Below are 1,340 nucleotides of genomic sequence, written 5' to 3'. Positions count from 1 at the left end.
TGATTGCAGTGTGAAATGTCCGGTTTTGGATGTGGAATACAGTGGCTAAAGTTGATGTAAGATGCCCGTTTTGTGAACAGACATCTCCTGTGAAAAAACACGGTTATGGCAAAAGTGGCCATCAGCGTTACCGTCGTCAGTAATGCAAACACGGATGGCTACAGGGCTTACAACGACGAATTTCCAAAAGTAAAACACATTGTTAGCAAGCTGTATACACAGCGTATTGAGCGTGCACATCTGACACTGCGTAGCCGATTGCAACGGCTCAATCGCAAGACGCCCGGATATTTAAAATCATCCGAAATGCACGATAGGACCATCGGTACTTACATCGAACGCGAGTACTACGTTTGATGCTACATCAACTCATTGAATACACGACCAGTTTTTACTGGTTAATTGCGTTATCCGGCAGTAGGATATGCGCAATCTTTTTGTGTTGGAGATGTAAAATGCAGCTTAAACGGGTGGCCGAAGCAAAATTACCCACCCCTTGGGGCGATTTCCTCATGGTAGGATTCGAAGAGTTAGCCACAGGACACGATCACCTCGCGCTGGTTTTCGGTGATATTTCCGGTCCAGCGCCTGTTCTGGCACGTGTCCATTCCGAATGTTTAACCGGTGATGCATTGTTCAGCTTGCGCTGCGATTGCGGATTCCAACTGGAAGCCGCATTGGGCCATATTGCTGAAGAGGGGCGGGGTGTGCTGCTCTATCACCGACAAGAAGGGCGTAATATCGGCTTGTTGAACAAGATTCGTGCCTATGCGTTACAAGACCTAGGGGCCGATACCGTCGAAGCAAATCATCAACTCGGGTTTGCGGCTGATGAGCGCGACTTCACGCTATGTGCGGATATGTTCAAGCTATTGGGCGTGAATGAAGTACGTTTGCTGACCAACAATCCTCAAAAAGTAAAAATCCTCAACGATGCAGGCATCAACATTGTTGAACGAGTGCCGTTAGTCGTGGGACGTAACCCTAAAAATGAGCACTATCTGGCAACGAAAGCGGCCAAAATGGGCCATATGTTGGATCTCCCTACGTGTATTAGTCGCGACTAGATCTGACACTGGACCTTAAAAGGTTGAGAGTTACCGGTTTTGATATGGGTGTCTAATCCTTAAACAAAACGCGAGGTAACTCTCATGCTTCATACTAACAATCCCATTATCAAAGGCTTTGTTGAATAAATCAGAACTTGTAACGACTGCGCCCCATACGGGTCGATTGTTACGTGATGCGAATACTGTTCGGCATTCCTGATAGCGTGATCAGGTTAAGCGCTTTGACCATGGCCATGGCTTCGCCCACCTGAGCATCGTAGTCTCTCAGAC

Annotated in this window: 2 protein-coding genes and 2 pseudogenes; 3 read left to right on the top strand and 1 reads right to left on the bottom strand. The window is 47.4% G+C overall.

The features are described from left to right. Positions 1-29 precede the first annotated feature (29 nt). The 3 genes and pseudogenes from QZ506_RS01460 to ribA all read left to right on the top strand — a co-directional run bounded on the left by QZ506_RS01460 (position 30) and on the right by ribA (position 1,067). Positions 30-143, top strand: a complete 114-nt coding sequence (locus tag QZ506_RS01460) for an IS1 family transposase (RefSeq protein WP_291968551.1) — start codon at positions 30-32, stop codon at positions 141-143. 34 nt (positions 144-177) lie between these two features. Then, positions 178-357: pseudogene (locus QZ506_RS01455) on the top strand (IS1 family transposase); the annotation flags it as partial. A 98-nt stretch (positions 358-455) separates the two neighbouring features. After that, positions 456-1,067, top strand: a complete 612-nt coding sequence (ribA, locus tag QZ506_RS01450) for a GTP cyclohydrolase II (protein WP_291968553.1) — start codon at positions 456-458, stop codon at positions 1,065-1,067. Between the two features lie 169 nt (positions 1,068-1,236). On the opposite strand, the pseudogene QZ506_RS01445 reads toward ribA, so the two are convergent. Next, positions 1,237-1,340, bottom strand: a pseudogene (locus QZ506_RS01445) (IS5/IS1182 family transposase); the annotation flags it as partial.

Source organism: Candidatus Symbiopectobacterium sp. (genome assembly GCF_020054415.1).
Lineage (GTDB): Bacteria > Pseudomonadota > Gammaproteobacteria > Enterobacterales > Enterobacteriaceae > Symbiopectobacterium.
The sequence above is the reverse complement of the archived record's forward strand: the minus strand, read 5'-3'. Positions and strand labels throughout refer to the sequence as shown.

What these genes read in the sequence shown, in the direction of transcription:
- QZ506_RS01460 (WP_291968551.1), top strand. Translation starts at nt 30, where the DNA reads ATGTGGAATACAGTGGCTAAAGTTGATGTAAGATGCCCGTTTTGTGAA.
- ribA (WP_291968553.1), top strand. Translation starts at nt 456, where the DNA reads ATGCAGCTTAAACGGGTGGCCGAAGCAAAATTACCCACCCCTTGGGGC.